The organism is Pseudodesulfovibrio sp. zrk46 (genome assembly GCF_012516435.1).
Lineage (GTDB): Bacteria > Desulfobacterota > Desulfovibrionia > Desulfovibrionales > Desulfovibrionaceae > Pseudodesulfovibrio.
This window is the reverse complement of record NZ_CP051216.1, coordinates 1,462,632-1,480,417: the sequence shown is the minus strand read 5'-3', so window position 1 is coordinate 1,480,417 and position 17,786 is coordinate 1,462,632. Positions and strand designations below refer to the sequence as shown.

15 protein-coding genes are annotated in these 17,786 nt (G+C 56.0%); 6 read left to right on the top strand and 9 right to left on the bottom strand.

Annotated features, from left to right (window positions below; genetic code table 11):
* Positions 1 to 7: 7 nt before the first annotated feature.
* The gene (locus HFN16_RS06745; protein WP_168890026.1) at positions 8 to 961 is read right to left on the bottom strand and encodes a radical SAM protein; all 954 of its coding nucleotides are present in this window, start codon (positions 959 to 961) and stop codon (positions 8 to 10) included.
* A 236-nt stretch (positions 962 to 1,197) separates the two neighbouring features.
* Between HFN16_RS06745 and HFN16_RS06740 the strand changes: the two genes are divergently transcribed.
* Positions 1,198 to 3,351, top strand: a complete 2,154-nt coding sequence (locus tag HFN16_RS06740; RefSeq protein ID WP_168890025.1) for a PAS domain-containing sensor histidine kinase — start codon at positions 1,198 to 1,200, stop codon at positions 3,349 to 3,351.
* An 84-nt stretch (positions 3,352 to 3,435) separates the two neighbouring features.
* Positions 3,436 to 4,290, top strand: coding sequence for a tRNA (adenine-N1)-methyltransferase (locus HFN16_RS06735; RefSeq protein ID WP_168890024.1), 855 nt, complete (start codon positions 3,436 to 3,438; stop codon positions 4,288 to 4,290).
* Positions 4,291 to 4,330: 40 nt separating this feature from the next.
* On the opposite strand, the gene HFN16_RS06730 is transcribed toward HFN16_RS06735, so the two are convergent.
* The 6 genes from HFN16_RS06730 to HFN16_RS06705 all read right to left on the bottom strand — a co-directional run bounded on the left by HFN16_RS06730 (position 4,331) and on the right by HFN16_RS06705 (position 13,531).
* Positions 4,331 to 5,341 (bottom strand): HAMP domain-containing sensor histidine kinase, encoded by a 1,011-nt coding sequence (locus HFN16_RS06730; protein ID WP_168890023.1) that lies wholly within the window; start codon positions 5,339 to 5,341, stop codon positions 4,331 to 4,333.
* Positions 5,342 to 5,519: 178 nt separating this feature from the next.
* On the bottom strand, positions 5,520 to 6,728 hold the full coding sequence (locus HFN16_RS06725) for a cation:proton antiporter (RefSeq protein ID WP_247648464.1): 1,209 nt from the start codon (positions 6,726 to 6,728) through the stop codon (positions 5,520 to 5,522).
* A 101-nt stretch (positions 6,729 to 6,829) separates the two neighbouring features.
* The gene (gene recQ / locus HFN16_RS06720) at positions 6,830 to 9,028 is read right to left on the bottom strand and encodes a DNA helicase RecQ (RefSeq protein WP_168890022.1); all 2,199 of its coding nucleotides are present in this window, start codon (positions 9,026 to 9,028) and stop codon (positions 6,830 to 6,832) included.
* A 614-nt stretch (positions 9,029 to 9,642) separates the two neighbouring features.
* Positions 9,643 to 10,356 carry a response regulator gene (locus HFN16_RS06715; RefSeq protein WP_168890021.1) on the bottom strand — a complete coding sequence of 238 codons (714 nt, stop codon included), beginning with the start codon at positions 10,354 to 10,356 and terminating at the stop codon, positions 9,643 to 9,645.
* On the bottom strand, positions 10,353 to 12,359 hold the full coding sequence (locus tag HFN16_RS06710; protein ID WP_168890020.1) for an ATP-binding protein: 2,007 nt from the start codon (positions 12,357 to 12,359) through the stop codon (positions 10,353 to 10,355). The genes HFN16_RS06715 and HFN16_RS06710 overlap by 4 nt, the downstream gene beginning before the upstream one ends.
* Positions 12,359 to 13,531: an ABC transporter substrate-binding protein gene (locus HFN16_RS06705; RefSeq protein ID WP_247648494.1), complete on the bottom strand. Its 1,173-nt coding sequence runs from the start codon at positions 13,529 to 13,531 to the stop codon at positions 12,359 to 12,361. The genes HFN16_RS06710 and HFN16_RS06705 overlap by 1 nt, the downstream gene beginning before the upstream one ends.
* Positions 13,532 to 13,829: 298 nt before the next feature.
* On the opposite strand from HFN16_RS06705, the gene HFN16_RS06700 reads away from it, so the two are divergent.
* The 4 genes from HFN16_RS06700 (at position 13,830) to HFN16_RS06685 (ending at position 16,519) form a co-directional block, all read left to right on the top strand.
* The gene (locus HFN16_RS06700) at positions 13,830 to 14,504 is read left to right on the top strand and encodes a CBS and ACT domain-containing protein (protein ID WP_168890018.1); all 675 of its coding nucleotides are present in this window, start codon (positions 13,830 to 13,832) and stop codon (positions 14,502 to 14,504) included.
* A 303-nt stretch (positions 14,505 to 14,807) separates the two neighbouring features.
* Positions 14,808 to 15,194, top strand: a complete 387-nt coding sequence (locus HFN16_RS06695; protein WP_168890017.1) for a hypothetical protein — start codon at positions 14,808 to 14,810, stop codon at positions 15,192 to 15,194.
* 81 nt (positions 15,195 to 15,275) lie between these two features.
* Entirely contained in the window at positions 15,276 to 16,160 is an 885-nt protein-coding gene (locus tag HFN16_RS06690; protein ID WP_247648493.1) for a sugar phosphate isomerase/epimerase family protein, read from the top strand.
* A complete protein-coding gene (locus HFN16_RS06685; RefSeq protein WP_168890016.1) occupies positions 16,112 to 16,519 on the top strand; it encodes a PaaI family thioesterase in 408 nt (135 codons plus the stop codon). The genes HFN16_RS06690 and HFN16_RS06685 overlap by 49 nt, the downstream gene beginning before the upstream one ends.
* 13 nt (positions 16,520 to 16,532) lie before the next feature.
* Here the strand turns inward: HFN16_RS06685 and HFN16_RS06680 are convergent, their stop codons facing one another.
* Together HFN16_RS06680 and HFN16_RS06675 are read right to left on the bottom strand one after the other, a co-directional pair.
* Positions 16,533 to 17,105, bottom strand: a complete 573-nt coding sequence (locus tag HFN16_RS06680) for a peroxiredoxin (RefSeq protein WP_168890015.1) — start codon at positions 17,103 to 17,105, stop codon at positions 16,533 to 16,535.
* Between the two features lie 9 nt (positions 17,106 to 17,114).
* The gene (locus HFN16_RS06675; RefSeq protein ID WP_247648463.1) at positions 17,115 to 17,648 is read right to left on the bottom strand and encodes a TlpA disulfide reductase family protein; all 534 of its coding nucleotides are present in this window, start codon (positions 17,646 to 17,648) and stop codon (positions 17,115 to 17,117) included.
* Between the last annotated feature and the right edge of the window lie 138 nt (positions 17,649 to 17,786).

The window sequence follows — 17,786 nt, the reverse complement described above, 5'->3', positions numbered from 1 at the left end:
CGGCGCATCACTCCTCAATAACGTGGCCCGTGCCGTGGTAGTAGGTCTCTCCCCGGTCCTCCCGGGGGATGACAGCGCTCTCTGCCTCGAGAGCTTCCACAGCCTTGCGAACCGCTTCGCGGTCCACATTCAGGGCTCCAGCCATCTGAGGAATGGTCTGCGGTCTGCGCGATATGGATGCCAGCACGAGCTCAATCAGATGCTCTTGGGCGATCTCTTCGATCTGGACGCAGTCCGTCGGGCAGGCCTTTCGCTTGCCCCGTTCCAATTCCATGCGCCAGCGACTCAGTGTCTCCCCATCAACGGGGAGCGCTCCCCGCACCGTGCCGGGACGGGTGGAAGTCACCACATCCACGCGGTCGGGTGCGAGCCGCTTGCAAAAATCCGTCAGCTTCTCGAGGTTTGCGTCACTGTCGTTGACTCCCTCGATCAGCAAAATTTCCAAAAATATCTTTCCCTTGAATTCCTTTTTGAATTCAAGCAGCCCGTTTGCGACAGTCTCGGGCGTTACCCCTTCACAGGGGCGGTTCACAGCGGCGAATTCCTCGTCCACCAGAGAATCCATGCTGGGCAGGATCACATCGGCCCTGGCCAGCTCTTTGCGAAGCTCGGGATCGGTCATCAGGGTGGAGTTGGTCAGCACCGCGATGTCCGTATCCGGGAAAAGCTCCCTCGCTCCTTCAATGACCGCGCTCATATCGGAATTGAGGCACGGTTCTCCGAGTCCACCCAGCGTTACCATATCCGGCGGTGTCATGCCCTCATCCTTCCATGCGGCCAGTTCGGCCAGGATGTCTGCGGCGGGCACGTAAGGCTTGCGCTTGAGCGTCAGATCGCGGGTGGCTCCCACCTCGCAATAGATACAGTCCATGGAACAAATCCGGTCGCCCAGCAGGTCGAGCCCCAGGGAGCGGCCGAGTCGCCCGCTCATCACGGGTCCGAAGACGTATTTGTAAGCCATGGTTGTTCCTTCTTTTGGCCCACATGCCGGATACGAAGCGGGCCTGCAATATTAACAGGTTATTAAGGACCGGAGCGAATATGTCAAGAAGAGAGGCGCGCATTGGTAGCCCCTCGTAACACGAAACGCAAGTCCTCACACGCACCAATTCATGCGATTCCCACCAATCGCCACAATATAATTGGAATATTACCGGCGATGCGCTTACGATGCATATTCTACGGAGAAATAACATCATGCTCAGCCTCGTCTTCGAAACTCTCACCGCGCTGGCGGTCCTGATCATACTCATCCTCATCGTACGAAAGGATGATGATGTGGTCTTTGGCCGTAAAGGCTGGCTCTTCTTCAAGCTCGGCATCCTCTGCCTGCTGTTCGGATTGTTCGTGGGCATCATCAACAGTATCCCTGCCTTCAAGGGGACTCTGTCCAACAGCGGGTTCCCCCTTTCGGTCATTTTTGAAAAAGGCATCGGTTACTTCGGTGCCTTTGTTCTTATCGCCATCGGCCTGAAGCTCCGACTCGACGACCTGCACGAAAGGTACGAGAACAATAAAGCCCTCTCCAAAAAAGAACGCGCCCTCCAGATAACCGAAGAGGGACGACGCCTCATCTATGACAACTCCCCCATGGGCATCATACACGGTCTTATTGGCGGCAGCCTTGTGGAGCACAACCGCACATTTGCCACGATGCTCGCCTATGACTCCCTTGATGATTTCGAACAGACGGCCCAAGGCAAACCGGAAGGTTTCTACTGGAACGACCAGAGCTCCCTGAGACATGTCATCGAACGGCTCAAAAAGGAGCGGGAAGTCAAGGGCATCCGAACCCAGTTCATCCGTAAGGACGGCTCCCTCTTCTGGGCGCTCCTCGATTTCACTGCCCTGGCCGACCGCAACGGCGTCAACTACTACTTCTTCGGCTTTGCCTCAGACATCGACGATCAGTTCTCTGCCATGCACAAGCTCGCCGAGAGCGAACGACGTCTCAAACTCCTCTACGACAACGCCCCTGCCGGCATTGTTCACGGCGGCTTTAACCAGCCTCCTGAATACAACGACGAATTCGCCCGGCTTCTCGGCTACGAATCTGCCGAGGAATTTGCCACTGTCAGTGAGAGTAAGGGAGACCACAGTTTCTTCTGGCACGATCAGATGGACCTTGAGAAGCTCCTCCAACTCATGCAAGGCGAGGCGCGTGTCGCTGGCCTTGAGACCCGCTTCAAGCGCAAGGATGGCACCCCCATCTGGGTCCAGATCGACACCGCGGTTCTGACAGACGCCAAAGGTGAAAAGCAGTATTACTATTGCTTCATCCTCGATATCGACGGGCGCAAGCACGCTGTGGAACGAGTCATAGAAAGCGAACACCGCCTCAAGACGCTCATGAAGGCCATGCCTCTGGGCATCTATCTGGTCAATACCGAATCGTTGTTGATCGAAGAGATCAACCCGGCGGCACTGGAGATGACCGGCTATACCCGGGGAGAACTCATAGGCAACACCAGTTGCGACAAGTTCTGCCTCAAGTCCGAACCCTTCTGCGGCGGACTCGACCCAAAGGATGTCTCGGTACTCTCCGGCGAGGTATCCATTACCCGCAAGGACGGCACCGAGTTCCCGGCCATCAAGACCGTGAGCAAGGTCCATATCCTCGGCGAGGAGTATATGCTTGAGACGTTCATCGACATCTCCGAGCAAAAGCGCCTCGAACAGCTCCGTGAAGATGTGGACCGCATCGTGCGCCACGACCTCAAGTCGCCGGTCATCGGCGTGATCAACGCCTCCACGCTGGCCCTCATGGAAGAGTCCATTCAGGGCGAGGCGAGAGAGATGCTCGAAGCCATTCAGGTACAGGGCAACCGCGTCCTCGACATGATCGGCATGTCCCTCAACATGTACAAGATGGAAGCCGGGACCTATGAGTACCTGCCGGAACCGCTCGACCTCATGGAGCAGATCCGCCTGGTCCTCAGCGATCTGGAAGGGACCCTGCGGATTCTTGGCATCACGGTCTACATGACCATCGACGGTCTGGCCACGAACGCCAAATCCACTTTGCCCACATCCGGCACTCCGATCCTGCTCCAGTCACTGCTCGCCAACCTGCTGTCCAATGCAGCCGAGGCCGCCAGCTTCGGCGACACCATTACCATTGCCATCACCACCAACGGCGACATCACCCTGATCATAGCTAACCCCGGCGCTGTTCCGGAAGAGATTCGCGACACATTTTTCGACAAGTACGTCACTTCAGGCAAGGCCACCGGCACAGGCCTCGGTACATACTCGGCGCGCCTTATCGCCAACACCATCGGCGGCGATATCAACATGCAGACTTCGGACGAAAAGGACATGACGACCATCACTGTCACGTTGCCCACATAACCCTGTAACACCCCTTTTGCTTGACTTCACAGCCCTCCCACCGTAGGCATGGGCGCATATTTTCACCAGGAGGCCGGAATTATCATGATCGAACCCGGACAACTTATTCTTCTCATCAGCCACAAAGGCAAACGCTACCTGCGCAAGCTTGAAGCAGGCGGCGAAGTCCATACCCATGACGGCAAGCTCCTCATGGACGAAGCAGCCGAAGCCGGTTTTGGCCAGTACGTCAACACCCACCTCGGCCGTCCCTATCTCATCCTCAAGCCGACCCTGCATGACCTGATCAAAGGCGTGAAACGCCAGACCCAGATCATGTACCCCAAAGAGATCGGCTATCTCATGATGAAGCTCGGCATCGGCCCCGGCTCCACTGTCATCGAGTCCGGCACCGGCTCCGGTGGTCTGACCACCGCCCTCGCCTGGTTTGTGGGCGACACCGGCAAGGTCATCACCTACGAACGTCGCGCTGACTTCTTCAAGCTCGCAGGCAAGAACCTGGAACGCGTGGGACTCAAGCACCGCGTTGAGCAGGTGAACCAGAACATCGAAGACGGCTTCCTTCACTCCGGTGCAGACGCCCTGTTCCTCGACGTTCGCACCCCGTGGGAATACCTGCACTCCATCCCGAATGCCGTCATTCCCGGCGCCATGTGCGGCTTCCTGCTGCCCACCGTCAATCAGGTCTCAGATCTGCTTCGCGGCCTTGAAGATGGACCGTTCGAAGACCTCGAAGTGCTCGAAATCCTCGTCCGTCGCTGGAAGCCCGTTGCTGACCGACTGCGCCCGGACGATCGCATGGTTGCACACACCGGTTTTCTGGTGTTCGCCCGCTACATGGAGCCGCCCAAGGTGGAACCCAAGCCGGAAGTTGAAGAGACTCCGGTGGAGGTCGAAGCTCCGGCTGAAGAGCCCACGAGTGAGACTGAATCTGAATAAGAAGAAAGGCCCGCATCACTGCGGGCCTTTTTTTTGATCTCTAGCGGTTCGAGAGAGTGCTGTCGATGGGGATGGAAAAGGAGAATAGGCTTCCAGCCTCTTGATTCTGATCACACCAGATCTCCCCATTGTGTCTTCGTATTATCTCTTTGCATATGGACAACCCCAGCCCTGTCCCCTTTGGCTTGTCCGTCAGAACATCTCCCACCTGCTTGAACTTATTGAAAATCTCTTCCCTTTCTTCAAAGGGAACACCCATTCCTGTGTCCTGAATCTGGATGACAATATCCTCATCTTTCCGGAACATGCGACAGGCAACCTGGCCCTCCTGGGTAAATTTCGCGGCATTGGACAGCAGGTTGACACAGACCTGAACCAGCCTGTCAAAGTCTCCGACGATGGCCGGCAGATTCGGTTCGATGCTCTCTTCAAGTGGGAGGCCTTTTTCAAGGAACATATCGCGGGTCGCCTCAATGCCTTTTTCAAGGACATCCTGCAGAAATATCGGCTGAAAATCCCATTCATACTGGCCGGATTCAATTTTCGCGAGATCAAGCACGTTATCGACAAGGCCAGCCAGCCTGTCCCCTTCCTTGATTATTATCCGGGTATTCTTCCAGATGCGTTCAATGTTCTTGGAAACATCTTCGCCGCATTCGATGCACCCGGACATTTCAACACTGTACTTCTGGATCAGTTTGGCGAAGCCATTGATGGAGGTCAGCGGGGTGCGCAACTCATGGGACACCATGGAAAGCAGATCTGACTTCAACCTACTCAACTCTTCAGCCTTCTCCCTTGCTTCCATGAGCTGTCGGGCCTGCTGTCTCTGCTTCAAAATATGCGCGTACAGATTATATACGGCGAACCCCATCCCTATTATCAGAAATATCCATACAGCGAGAATGATCTCGTCCAATTCCCATTCTTCATGCTCTCGGGAAAAGCGCAACAGCAATTCAAACGCATCGAATGATGACAATATGGCAAAGGCAAGGCTTCCCAAAAGGGTTGCAAGGATCAGTTGCAATATCCAAGGCCTGTCTTTCATGTCATGTACTCCACCATTCTCGAGAACAATCCGCTTGAACAGCCCAACCGAAAGGAGAACCTCGATTCGACATCAACACCTGCATATTGGGCCACATATGATAATACCATAGTATCGACAGGACTATCCACAAGAATCGGTTTCAAAATTTCGCTGGACTCCGATCCAACTCCCCCGATCAAGGCTCCTCAGGTGAACGCATATGCTGCAACGCAAATCGAACACACGCCGGCCCGACGAGCTCAAAGAACGCTGTGGTGGTGACGACAATGGTGACGATGGAGTCGAATTCCTGATAACGATGCGCAGCCACCAGCGCCATGCCCAAGGCCACACCGGCCTGAGGCATCATCGCCATCCCCATCCAATTCTCTACCCGCGATCCGGAACCCGCCATCCGGCCGCCGACCTTGGCTCCGAGTATCCGTCCCAAAAATCGCAAAAGGATATAGGCAAGGATGACAGGGCTGGCATGGGGGACGTACTCCAATTGAATGGAAGCTCCGGCAAAGATGAAAAAAAGCACCATGAACGGCCACTCGATGCCCTCAATCGCATGAAAAGGCCGGGCATGATGTTTGGCTGTATTGGCCACGACCACGCCCAACGTCATGGAAGTCAGCAAATGCGAAACTTCAAGCCAAAGGGCAATGCCGCCACAAAGCATAACCATGCCGACAGCTTCGACCAGAGTTGGCTCACCCGGACGCAGGCGGCCTGTGAGAAAGCTCATGGGCAAGCCCAAGGCAATACCGATGGCCACGGCACCGCCAATCTCCCAAAGGGCATCAAGAACAATGGGAACAGCACCGCCTTCGCCGTTCAGGAACTGCACGCCCACAAGCAGGAGGCTGAACATGACCAGTCCCCAGGCATCATCTATCGCCACAATGCGCAACAATATCCGTGAGGGCCGATCCTTGAGCTTCAGCTCGTGAACCACATCCATTGTGGCCGCAGGGTCGGTTGCCGAAGCAATGCCACCGCACAATAGGGCAAAGGGCAATGGCACATCGATCAGCCACAACCCGAAGCTGACCAGCGCCGTGGTCACGATGACGACGCTCAATGAGATTGAGAGAACACTCCGGCCAGTGGTTTTGAAGCCTTCCACCGTAAGCGAGCTACCAAGCAGGAAGCCGACCATGACCAAGATCATGTCGGTGATATACGGGAACCAAACCGCAGAGATTTCAGGAAGAATATCAAGAACCGACGGGCCTATCAAAAAACCGAAGATGATCAGCGCCGACACCCGGGGCAAAAACGTATGCCGCCCGATATAGTCGGTCGCGAGGCCGCCAAGGAACAACAACCCCAGAGTAATCAGTGTCGTGGCTGGTGAAAGCATGGTGCCGCCTTTAGCTCCATCTGCCCTTTCTGCCATGAATCAGTCTCTCAAGACACGACGTCTATCGGACTACTCTATATCATAACAGACCAGCACAGCCGCCGCCAGCCCCATGGAAACGGCAGGGAGAAGGACTATTACCGGGCGCAGGCGCGGATCAGGCGGATGACTTCGTAGGAGTACTTTCCTTCGAGGGCCTCGAAGACAGGCGCGAGGGCGACGATGCCGCGCTGCTTGTAATGGGCGAGAGTATCGCGGATGGACCGGACTTCGGTGTCGGACATGCCGAGCACCTCCCGGTAGTCGATCTCTCGATGCTGCGCCGCCTGCGAGAGATGCCGCCAGATGGAGGCGACTTTGAGATCGCGGGCCTTAGCCACGGCTTCGATGTCGCGGAGATCGCGGAAGAGTTCGAGGGACTTGCGGGCTGTGTCGGAGAGGGATTCGTTGCGCTTTTTCTTGCGCTCCAGCTTGGCGAGACGATCCTCGGGGATGTCGGGGATATTGCCGGGCCTGCCGTGTTCATCCTCATGCTGCTGCAACCGGGTGAGGAAGGCGGAACCGAACCGGTCGAGTTTGACCGCGCCGACGCCGGACATGCAGCCAAAGGATTCGAGATCCTTCGGGCGGTACTGCACGAGCTCCAGCAGCGTCTTGTCCGGGAAGATGGCGTAAGGCGGCACTTCCTGCTCCTCGGCAATGGAAAGGCGCAGTTCGCGCAACTCATCGAAGAGCTTTTCGGCCTCCCAGTTATTGAGCACATCGGAAGCAGCAAGACGCACGGCCTTGGTCTTCTTCTTGGAGCGTCGGGGGAGCACAGGGTCCTGACGCAATCGCACTTCCTGTTCGCCGCGCAATACCGGCCAGGACCGCTCGTTGAGGGTCAGGGCGTTGAAGCGCTCCATGTCCACAGAGCAGAGGCCGTTGGCGAGGAGCTGGCGGTACACGGACTTCCACTGCTCCTGATTGAGCTCGGAGCCGATGCCAAAGGTGGATATCTGATCGTGATTGAAGGAGCGGATACGGTCGGTCTCCTTGCCCACTATCACCTGCGCGAGATAGTTGACGCCGAACCGCTGCTCGGTTCGGAAAATATTGGAGAGCGCCTTCTGGGCAGCCACGGTACCGTCCCAGGTCTCCACCGGCGTAAGACAGTTGTCGCAGTTACCGCACGGCTCAATATGCTCGCCAAAATAGCCGAGCAATGCCTGTCGACGACAGGTGGCTGTCTCGAGAAACGCAAACATGGAGCCGAGCTTGGCCGCCTCGACCCGCTTGCGCTGATCATTGGCCTCGCCCGAATCGATCATGGAGCGCAGAATAGCGATATCCTGCATGCCGAAGCACATCCACGCCGAGGCTGGCAGGCCGTCACGTCCACCACGTCCCGTCTCCTGATGGTAGGCTTCCAGTGATTTGGGCGGTTCCAGATGGCAGACAAAGCGCACGTTGGGCTTATCCACACCCATGCCGAAAGCGACGGTGGCCACCATGACCACGCCCTCTTCACGCATGAACCGGTCCTGATTGTGAAACCGCTCAGAGGCGGACAATCCTGCATGATACGGCAAGGCGGTGATGCCCTGCTTCTGAAGAAATTCGGCGGTCTGTTCGACCTTCTTTCGGCTGATGCGGTAGACAATGCCTGCGTCACCCGGATGGTTGTCCTGAATGAACCGAAGCAGCATCTTCTGGCCGTTGTTCTTGGGCAGCACCGTGTAAGTAATGTTGGGCCGATCAAATCCGGTGGCAAACACCTGCGCCTGTTCCAGATGCAGGTTGTTGACGATATCCCGCTGGGTCGGCTTGTCCGCCGTGGCCGTCAGGGCCAGTCGCGGCACCTGCGGGAACCGCTCCTTGAGCACGGATAGCTGCATGTATTCCGGCCGGAAGTCGTGGCCCCATTGCGATACGCAATGCGCCTCGTCAATGGCGAACAAACACGGGTGGCATCGCGCCAGAAAATCGAGAAAGCCCGGTTTGAATAGCCGCTCCGGGGCGATATACAGGATATCCAGCTGCCCCGTTTCCAGCCGTTGCTGAACGTCCCACGCCTCATGCTGATCCAGTGACGAGTTCAGGCAGGCCGCGCGAACGCCCATCTGGGTCAGCCCCTGCACCTGATCCTGCATCAGCGCGATCAGCGGAGAGATGCAGATACCCACGCCCGGGCGCAATATGGAAGGGATTTGATAGCACAGGGATTTGCCGCCACCCGTAGGCATCAGCACCAAAGAATCTCCGCCTTGAACAGCGTTGTCGATGATCGATTCCTGCAAGCCGATAAAGTTGTCGAAACCAAAGACCGACTGCAATATTTCACGGGGCGAAGACATAGGCGCGTAGCCTAGGTCAAAGCAGGAAGGAAGGCAATGTCTGCCTACCGGCAGTCGCCTCGCCGGCGGGGCAGCTTGCCAGCTGGGCCCAAAGGCCGAGGGCCTTTGGAATCCCATAGGCGATAAAAGTCGGCGGCATCTCTGAACGAACTTACGCTTCGCTTGTTCTTTTCAGGGATGCCGCCGACTTTTATCGCGGGGTGATTAACAGCACTACCTATCGCGCTAGCGCAACTACCATCTCACCAGACAACGACCAACACCAGCCCTTGAGCATGAGCCATAGAAACTGACCAAATCGAATGCCGTCGAAGACAGCACACATCTCCACAGCGACAAGTCGCGTAGAACATCCCAAGGCATTCTATTTGGATCAGATTCTCGGCGAGAACTCACGAGGCGGAGAGCACGCAAAAGCCGCGCTTTTTTCGTCTATTTTTTGGGGCGGCTCAGCCAAAAAATGGACCGCCCGCCGCGAAGGCGGCCCCCCGGCAGGGATCTAATAAATAAAAAAGAGGCCGCAGGCCGACATCCTCTCCTGCTTTCAAACTTCCCAAATAAAAAAGCCGCCCCAAAAGGGCGGCCTTCCTAAATTCTCTTAACCAACAAGAACCCTAATGATCCTTCCCCTCCGGCTCCAACCAATCCGCCAGCTTCGTAATCCCGACCATCTCGAAAACAGTCCTGAAGTTGGTGGAAAGTCCGGAAAGAACAACGCGAACACCAGCATCACGATTAAACTGAAGCATGTTCATCAATCCAGTGATGCCTGCGCCATTGATGGAGGCATTCTCCTCGAAATCGATGAGGATCGCGGACTTGTTCATAGCCTTGGCGGTCTCAAACGCTTCGGTGAGGTGCGGCATGGTATTGGCGGTCACATTGCCGCGCACGCCGATCATGGCGGACTCGGGGAGCTCCTCAACCGTCACCTGACTGCCCTCGGTCTTGGCAATGGCGAGACGCTCGGCCGCACGACTCAACGCCTGCTCAAGGGCCTCGCGCTGCACAGGCTTGTTGATGAAGTCCGTGGCGTCGAGATTGAGAGCCTGAATGGCGAGGTCCATATCGCCGTGTCCGGTGATGACAATGACCTCGGCGTGGGAATCCACCTTCTTGATCTCCTTGAGCACCTCAATGCCGTCCATGATGGGCATCTTGATGTCTGTGAGCACCACAGAGGGCCGTTTCTCCTTGAAGATATCGAGTCCCATCTGACCATTCTCAGCGGTTATCACCTCGTAGCCGTAGGCGGTAAGCAGCAATGAGAACATCTTGAGCGTGGGTTGCTCGTCATCGATAACCAGAATGATTTCCTTGTCCGTCATATGGTGGAACCTCCTCGCGCGCCCGATGCAGGGAATTGCATCCGGAACACGGTCCCTTTTTCTTTTTCGCTGTTGATGCGGATGTCTCCGCCGTAATCTTTTACGATACCGTACGTGATGGCAAGTCCCAGTCCCATCCCGTGACCTGCTTCCTTGGTGGTGTAGAACGGCTCAAAGACCTTATGCTGGTCTTCCTTGTCGATACCGCAACCAGTATCCTCCACCTCGACAAAGGCCAGACCTTCATCAGAACCGCTGCGGATGATGATGCGGCGGTCGGCATTGGAGTCGGTCGGACACGAGCAGTCGTCGATAGCATCGCGAGCGTTGGCCACCAAGTTAAAAATGACTTGTTGTATTCTGTTGGAGTGCGCTGTGACTGTGGGCAAATCATCGGCCAGTTTCAACTCGAAACGGATGTTATCCAGCTCGAACTGGCGACGCAAAATGGAGAGCACCGCACGAACCGGCTGATTCAGATCCACCTGCTCTTCGATGAGGTCGGACTTGCGACCAAACGAACGGAGCGTGTTGATAATCTCGGCGGCGCGGTCCACCTGCGTGGAGATTTCGCTGACCACCTCAAGGAATTGCTCCTTGGGCACTTCCATTCCACCCTCACGCATCATGCCCAGGTATTCGCTACCCATCTTGATGGCGTTAAGGGGCTGGTTGATCTCGTGGGCAACACCGGCCGACATCTCACCGAGCGACTTCATCTTACCAGCCTGAATAAGCTGGGCATCCTTCTCCATGAGCTCGGTAATGTCGGTCACAGCGATGATGATGGAGTGACGTCCCCGGTAGGAGATGGGACAGGCGTGCATGTTCACAAAGAACGGCTCATATCCGTTGCGGTAATGAAGCAGTTTGGGGAAATAGACGCAGCCCCCGCCGCCCTCATTGAAGTAGCGCATACAGTCGCTGTTGTGATCCGGCCCCAAGGAGATGAAATCCATGCCGATAAGCTCATCCTTGGAATAGCCGTACAACTCCACGGTACGCGGATTGGCGTCGCTGATCTGGGACGTCTCGCAATCCACAACAAAGATCGGATCCGGCCCGGAATCGAACAGGGAGCGGTACTTTTCTTCGGATTCGCGCAGGCGGCGGCGATACAGCTTGATGGACCAGACCATGTTGCGGAACGAGTCACTCAGCTGGACCACTTCGTCCCCTTCATGCTTGCGGTAAAAGGCACAGCTGGCGCACTTGCGGTGCACCTCTGCCGGGTCCTTGCCTGCGGTCTCGTCAAAGTGCCAGCATGGCAGATCCGTGTTGGTAAAGGCGGGACAATTGGCCGTATCCCAATTCTCGTCAGCCAACTTGAGGGGGATATCAAAGTTGCCGCGGCTGATCTCATCGGAGAGGCGCGTCAGGTCCACAATGGGCTTGGTGATGTACCGCGTCAGCCATGACGAGAAGAAAATCGTGATGAGCACCACCAGCGAGATGAAGCCGAGGAATGCCACGCGGAGCTTGCCCACAAGGGAGTCGATGTGAATCTTGTCCAACCCCACATGCACTGTACCAATCCGGTACAGTCCCTCGTTAATGGGCGCAGAGATGTCGTAAATATCCTGACCATTTACCGTTATCAGCTGCACGGCATCGCCATCGCTATCGGTGATCTCGTCCGAAAGAAGCACTTCGGGGAGCTTTCGGGTCAGCGTATGGGCCAGCAACTCCCCTTCGGAGTTTTCGATAAATATGTAGGACACCAGATAGCGCCGCTGATGCAGCTTGGCCTCATCAAAAATGAGAGTCAGCAGCTTGGGGATGTCGTTATCCAAAATGTACGAACCGCCGCGCTCGGCCACGGAATGAGCAATGGCCTTACCGCGCATTTCCAGTTCGTGCGTCAGCGAACTCACCAGAATATAACGGGAAATCAATGCCACAGCCACACTGATAAACAGAACGGCCGCCAGCATGGAGAGGAGCAGTTTCTCTCGCAATCCCGAGTAGGTGTACCAATGTATGAATTCTTCGCGAAGGCTCATTAGTGGCTCCCCCGCATCTTCTCAAGGGTCTTCCAATCGGTGAAGGGCACAAACCGCCCCTTCTGCAACCGGGTAAAGTAGACCTGATCCAAGCCCTGACGATCATGCTTGCCATAGGTGATGAACATGCCCGGGCCGAGCTTGTAGTTGCGGATTGACTCAATGGCGTCCACCAGTCGCTCTCGCGTCAACTTGCGTCCGGCCTTCTTCAGTCCTTCCACGAGGATGCGTGCATTCAGGAAGCCTTCCAAGCCGACAAAGCTGGGGCTTTCGCCCGGGAAATATTTATTCATCAACTGCACGTATTGCGAGGCGGCGCTGTCGGTGCCGTCATCCACAGGCGGCGGAACCACCTGCGACATGAGCACCGTGGCGTTGCCACCACCAACGCGTCGGGCCAACTCTTCTGCTCCGACAAAGGAGACGTTGTAAAAAATCGGGTTGTAGTCTTCATCACGGGCAAGGTTGATAAAACGGGCACACGCGCCGTACGTGCCAATCATGACCACGGCTTCCGCACCGGATTTGCTTATTTTTTCAACCGCTTCGGTGATATCCAACGTGCCGCGAATGTAAGACCCACGCGCCACTGGCTCGAGGCCATACTCCTTGAGCGCCAGCTCGGTACCGATGAGACCGTCAAAGCCGTAGGCGTCGTACTGGTAGAAGACCGCGATCTTGCGGATACCGAGTTCGGTGATCATGTTGGTCACAGCCGTGTGGGTTTCCTGATAATAGGAGGCGCGGATGTTGACCACGTACCGGTTGGGAGGTTCTCGCAGCCGATTGGCCCCGGTGAACATGCCGATAAGGGGGACATGTGCCTCTTCCAGCAGGGGGAGCACCTTCACCGTGGTGGGGGTTCCCACGTAGCTGAACAGAGCCAGCACGTCGTTATCTATGATGAATTTTTGCGTATTGGCGAGGCAACGCGGCGGATCATAAGAATCATCCACGGCCTTGATCCTGATCTTTCGGCCATGCACACCGCCATGGTCATTAATATAACGAAGGTAGGCCTCAGCCCCTTGAAGGGTCTGGGTGCCGAGGTACCCGGCGTGGCCGGTCAGGGCCAGCGAAGAGCCAAGCACAATGGAATCGTTGGTGACACCGGGAGTGCCCGAACGAGAACCACTGCCCTCGTCTGCCGGGCCACAGGCCACCAGCACCATGGTCAGAGCAAGAAGTAAGTTAAAGGCCCATGCGGGTCGTTTCACTGGAAGAGCTCCGTCGAGTTGCATTATCCGTCAATGGAAAATTCCAACCTCTGATTACTGTCATGGACGCAAAAAAACAAGGGTCTGCCATTTGCTTACGGTTCCGACCCACACTACCACCACATTTTTTTATACAAACGACCGGGTTTACGCCCGACAACACTAGCCAAAACCGGTCGTTATCGTTATGTGAGAACTGAAGGACCACGAATTCAACCCGCCTGATGCGGGATATCACCAGGAGGATGTTCTTATGTTAGTTGCGAATTGGATGACCAAGGATGTCATCACCCTCACCCCGGATCGCTCCATGATGAAGGCTTCCAAGCTGATGAAGGACAAGATCGTCAGCTGCCTGCCCATCGTCGACGAAGAAGGAAAGATCGTCGGCATCGTTTCGGATCGTGACATCAAGGACGCCTCGCCGTCCAAGGCCACGACACTGGATATGCACGAGCTCTACTACCTGCTGTCCGAGATCAAGATTCAGGACATCATGACCAAGAAGGTCGTCACCATCCGCTCTGACGAAACCGTTGAAAAGGCGGCAGTTCTGATGCTGGAAGGCCACTTTGGCAGCCTGCCGGTCGTCGATGAGAACAACGTGGTTGTCGGCATCATCACCGACACCGACGTCTTCAAGGTGCTCGTCGAAATCTCCGGTATTTATGAGGGCGGCACCCAGGTCTGCCTGCAGATTTCCACCGAGGCAGGTTCTCTGTCCCCGGTTCTGGATATGCTCAAGGAACACGGTGCGCGTATCATGTCCATCATGACCCGCAACGTCTCTCTGACCGAAGGAATGAAGGACGTATACATCCGCATCCGTGACATGGAGAAGCCGGAACTCAATCGCCTCAAGGCGGCAATGGAAGATGCATTCCAGGTCCAGTTCTGGGCCGTGGATCCTGTCCATCGCGTCATCTAGAAAACAAAAGCCAAAGGGGCCGGGGAAACCCGGCCCCTTTTTTTATGCTCAACCACACAGGAAACTAGGGGCATTACGCACCATCCCATAAGAAATGTTTACCGATAGGTTGCCGAAACAGTAATTCCATGTAATAAATGGATTAGGAACTGACTGACTTTACCTTATTCACTCCTTGGAAGAGGCCTCCCCGGCATGGAGGCTTCTTCTCTTTTTGGGCCACAAGACATGCGGATTGCCCCCTTAAGCTCTTTACGGTTTCTGCCGAAAAGAGAGATGCCCGCCTTGGGCAAAGGAGAAGGTATGGGAAGCGTTGTGGCGCTGGAGTCATTCCGGCAAAGCCAGCAAGAGAAAGATATCGGCAGTTCAAGACCGCCGCGTCCGGAAATCTCCGGAGGCGAGATATGGGGTCGCGACTACCGCGAAGTCGAAGCCATCGTGTTCGGCATTCTCAAGGTGCGCGCCATCCTCGCCCATCACATGGGCACTCACGACCATGTCTTTGACCACCTTTGCATCGAAACGCTGGAGGCGGCATACGCCATCCACGATTTGGGCCCTGCCAACCTGAGACTCGCCATCAAGCCGCTCAAGGAATGGATTCTCGACGAGATCACTGATGAGAACAAGCGTGATCTTTCATGGTCACTGGTCATATTGGACCTCATCGAGAAGTCGCCCACCAAGTAAGCCCGGATTTCCTCCCACCTCTCGACCGTTCACCGGTCCTTTTTCGCCCTTCCCCGAATAGGGGGTTGTCCTTGCGTGCAAATGCCGTATGGATGGATCATGGACGCCACCCCCACTGGCCCTGGCCCCCATATTCTGCTGTCAGCAGGCTGCCTGTTTCACCTGCCGCTCAAGCTCATTGCGCGCATCGGGAGGGAGGCTGGCTTTGTGGGCATGGAGCTGATCATGAATTCGCCGGACCTGACACCGGATTCGGGTCTGGAAAAGATCAGCGAAACCCTGCCCATACGCAGCATCCATGCCCCCTTCCGCAACTGGGCCGCATGGGGCGGCCACCTCGCGTCATGGAAGGCCACCGCCCAACTGGCCAACTCACTGTCGCACACCGACCACATCACCATGCACCCACCCGGGTCGCGGCTGGCCAACATGATCCAGAACCGCTGGTTCGAGAAAGCCTGCGACCTGCCCCTGCTCCTCGATGCCGTGGGCCGCATCCAATTTTCCCTTGAAAATATGCCGTGGGCAGAACGGTCGCCATTTTCCAAGGACCCGCTGGATCGGCTCATGGGCCAGTGCCGCGACAAGAACGTGGGCCTCACCTTTGATGTCTGCCACATGGGCGTTTCCGGCCGTAACGTCATGGATGCCATTGCAAAGGTACCTCTCGACTTGCTCTACAACGTCCACTTCTCCGACGCCGTGGGCTTCACCGAGCACCTCACGCCGGGGGCCGGGAACCTACCCCTCGATGACTTCCTGCACCACCTTGGCAAGATCGGCTACACCCGGTACATAACCTTGGAACTGGAACCCTCAGCCTTTCCCGATGACATGGACGGCACCATCGAACTGCTCATATCCATCCGGGAGGCCATGCAGCATCAACTTTCCCAAGGTCAGGAAGCCGCACCGCCATGCCCCACAACTACCTCGAACAAGTCCGCCAACCCGAACAATCCGTAAATCCCCTGTTCCGCCATCTCGGCATAGAAGTCGTGGAACTTGACGCTGACCGCGCTGTCCTGCGCCTGCCGGTCAAACCGGAGCTCATTCAGGGAGCCGGAAATGCGGCGGGCGGCGTCCTTGCAACCCTGCTCGACGAAACCATGGCCCACGCAGTGCTTTCCGGAAATCAGCCCGGCCAACTCACCTCCACCGTGGACATGAACGTCTCGTTCCTGCGCCCAGTCAAATCCGGTGACACCTTGCTTTGCGAGGCCACCGTCACCAAGCGCGGGTCCAGAATCCTCTTCACCGAGGCCACCGCCACCACAAAAAATGTCGCCGTTGCCAAGGCAACAGCGACATTCATAATGCTATAGATTTCGGACGACCCTACTGGATCTTTTGCAGCTCCTTGATGAGCAGCCCGAGATCCGGCCGGGTGTTGATGTCATGGACATCGATGTACCGGATCACGCCCTTCTTATCGATGATGAACAGGGCGCGCTCGGCCATGCCGTCGGAGCGAAGGACACCGAAGCTGTCAGCCACCTTGCCGTGGGGCCAGAAGTCGGACAGCACCGGGAAAGTGATGGTGTTCATGGCTTCGGACCAGGCATACTGGGTGGGGATGTTATCCACCGAGATTCCCAGAAGGACCGCATCATATTCGTGGAACATCTCCTGAGCGATGTTGTAACCGGGCCACTGATCCGAGCAGATCGGCGTCCAGGCCGCAGGCACGAAGGAAATAACCACGTTATTCTTGCCGCGGTAGTCGGCCAGACGAATCTTCTTGCCCTTGATGGACGGGAGCTCGAAGTCCGGAGCCTGCTCGCCGACAGCCACCTTCAACTTACTGTCGCGCGGTTTCATCTTGCCGTTATTGTAGGTCACATGATGCTCGGCCAACGCAGGCAGCGCGACCAGCAGTGACAATATGAATACAGATATGGCGAGTCGCATGGCGACCTCCTATTGCAGATTGGTATTGGCCTTGAGGGTCTCCATCAATGCATCCTTGTCTTTGAGTTCACCCTCACTCATGAACAGAATCTCCAGAGTGTCGAGCTTCACAATATAGAATGCAGGGGTACCAACCTCTTTCAAAGCCTTGTGAACGGAATAATCTTCATCCTGAAAGAGCGGGAACTCCACCTCATACTTCTTGCGGTAGAATTCCACCTCAAAGGGGGTATTGCCCATCGCCAGTCCGACGAACTTGACCGTGGACTTGGGATCAACGGATGCCATGGCGGCGTACATTTCATTCACCTCTGCGGCGTCACGCTGACAGATCGGACAGTACATGCTGTAGGCTTCAACAAAGAGATAATCGCCCTTGATCTCAGACACATTGAAGCTGTCAGCAGTCACGCCCAGATACGCCTTTTGAGCGTCAGACAGCTTTCCAGAAAGCTTCATGTCAGGGAAGGTGTCTCCAGCAACGGCAGCAGTGGCAAACATCATCAGCGCCAGTGCGAACAACATGGGGGCAAACCGTTTCATATCTCTCTCCTTAAACGCCTCATCCGATCGATGGGCTGGTTAATCATATGTAAGAATAATTACCATGCCAGAGGATTTGGCAAGGGCAAGTGAAAAATCATCATTGACCCGATTTTGCACCGTTGAGGGAAATACCCT

Bases quoted from the DNA above. Each gene is read 5' to 3' on its own strand.
- HFN16_RS06745 (WP_168890026.1), bottom strand. From the start codon at position 961: ATGGCTTACAAATACGTCTTCGGACCCGTGATGAGCGGGCGACTCGGC.
- HFN16_RS06740 (WP_168890025.1), top strand. From the start codon at position 1,198: ATGCTCAGCCTCGTCTTCGAAACTCTCACCGCGCTGGCGGTCCTGATC.
- HFN16_RS06735 (WP_168890024.1), top strand. From the start codon at position 3,436: ATGATCGAACCCGGACAACTTATTCTTCTCATCAGCCACAAAGGCAAA.
- HFN16_RS06730 (WP_168890023.1), bottom strand. From the start codon at position 5,341: ATGAAAGACAGGCCTTGGATATTGCAACTGATCCTTGCAACCCTTTTG.
- HFN16_RS06725 (WP_247648464.1), bottom strand. From the start codon at position 6,728: ATGGCAGAAAGGGCAGATGGAGCTAAAGGCGGCACCATGCTTTCACCA.
- recQ (WP_168890022.1), bottom strand. From the start codon at position 9,028: ATGTCTTCGCCCCGTGAAATATTGCAGTCGGTCTTTGGTTTCGACAAC.
- HFN16_RS06715 (WP_168890021.1), bottom strand. From the start codon at position 10,356: ATGACGGACAAGGAAATCATTCTGGTTATCGATGACGAGCAACCCACG.
- HFN16_RS06710 (WP_168890020.1), bottom strand. From the start codon at position 12,359: ATGAGCCTTCGCGAAGAATTCATACATTGGTACACCTACTCGGGATTG.
- HFN16_RS06705 (WP_247648494.1), bottom strand. From the start codon at position 13,531: ATGGTGCTGGTGGCCTGTGGCCCGGCAGACGAGGGCAGTGGTTCTCGT.
- HFN16_RS06700 (WP_168890018.1), top strand. From the start codon at position 13,830: ATGTTAGTTGCGAATTGGATGACCAAGGATGTCATCACCCTCACCCCG.
- HFN16_RS06695 (WP_168890017.1), top strand. From the start codon at position 14,808: ATGGGAAGCGTTGTGGCGCTGGAGTCATTCCGGCAAAGCCAGCAAGAG.
- HFN16_RS06690 (WP_247648493.1), top strand. From the start codon at position 15,276: ATGCCGTATGGATGGATCATGGACGCCACCCCCACTGGCCCTGGCCCC.
- HFN16_RS06685 (WP_168890016.1), top strand. From the start codon at position 16,112: ATGCCCCACAACTACCTCGAACAAGTCCGCCAACCCGAACAATCCGTA.
- HFN16_RS06680 (WP_168890015.1), bottom strand. From the start codon at position 17,105: ATGCGACTCGCCATATCTGTATTCATATTGTCACTGCTGGTCGCGCTG.
- HFN16_RS06675 (WP_247648463.1), bottom strand. From the start codon at position 17,648: ATGAAACGGTTTGCCCCCATGTTGTTCGCACTGGCGCTGATGATGTTT.